1 protein-coding gene is annotated in these 731 nt (G+C 69.6%); it reads right to left on the bottom strand.

Annotated features, from left to right (window positions below):
* Window positions 1–635, bottom strand: a 635-nt coding sequence (locus ACFPL3_RS42020) for a transposase (RefSeq protein WP_379591049.1), incomplete at its 3' end; no start/stop codon positions are given.
* Between the last annotated feature and the right edge of the window lie 96 nt (window positions 636–731).

The following is a 731-nucleotide window of genomic DNA, read 5'->3' as shown; positions in this document are numbered from 1 at the left end:
TGCAGGCGGATGAGGTTGAGCGCGACGGCGGAGAACACGTGCTCGAGCCGGGTTTTGGGCAAGCCGCGGTAGCGGGCTCGGCGCAGGCCGGTGACCGTTACCGCCTGGCTGATGGTGCCCTCGACACCGGCCCGGATGCGGTAGCGGGCCTGCCATTCGGGGCTGCTTTGCTCGGCTCGAGCGGCGAGTTTGGCCTGGTAGACCTCCCGCACGGGCACGGTGATTTGCCGGCCGACTCGCGGTGACTTCACCCGGGTGCACTGGGGGCGCACGGGGCAGGCCCGGCACGTTTGCGCCGCGAACTTGATCACGACCTTGTCGGTGCCTCGGAGGGTGGCCGGGCTCCACGAAGCACTGGGGTGTCCCTGCGGGCAGGTCGCTTGCTGGGCGTCGAAGTCGATGGTGAACCCGGTCTGGTCGTAGCCGGCGCCGGCCCTGGCTTGGTGGGAGGTATCGGCCAGCAGCGGGCTGACCAGCGTGATTCCCCACCGGTGCAGGCTGTCCAGGACCAGCGCCGAGGTCGGGTAGCCGGAGTCGACGTAGTGTTCGCCAGGCAGCACGCCGCGCCTGGCCATCGCGACGTGGATCGGTTCGGTCATCTTCACATCCGGCACGGTGGCCTCGGTTGTCGCCACCCCGATGATGATGTTCGGTGGTTGCCCGGGCCGGTCACCGCCCCGATCATCGGGTCGATCACCGCTGCCCACAACCAGCTCGCCGTCCTGCCCGCC

Origin of the sequence: Pseudonocardia zijingensis, from assembly GCF_042657305.1 — a bacterium.
In the GTDB taxonomy this organism is placed as follows: domain Bacteria; phylum Actinomycetota; class Actinomycetes; order Mycobacteriales; family Pseudonocardiaceae; genus Pseudonocardia; species Pseudonocardia zijingensis.
Note: the sequence above shows the minus strand (reverse complement) of the source record. Positions and strands in the feature narration are given on the sequence as shown.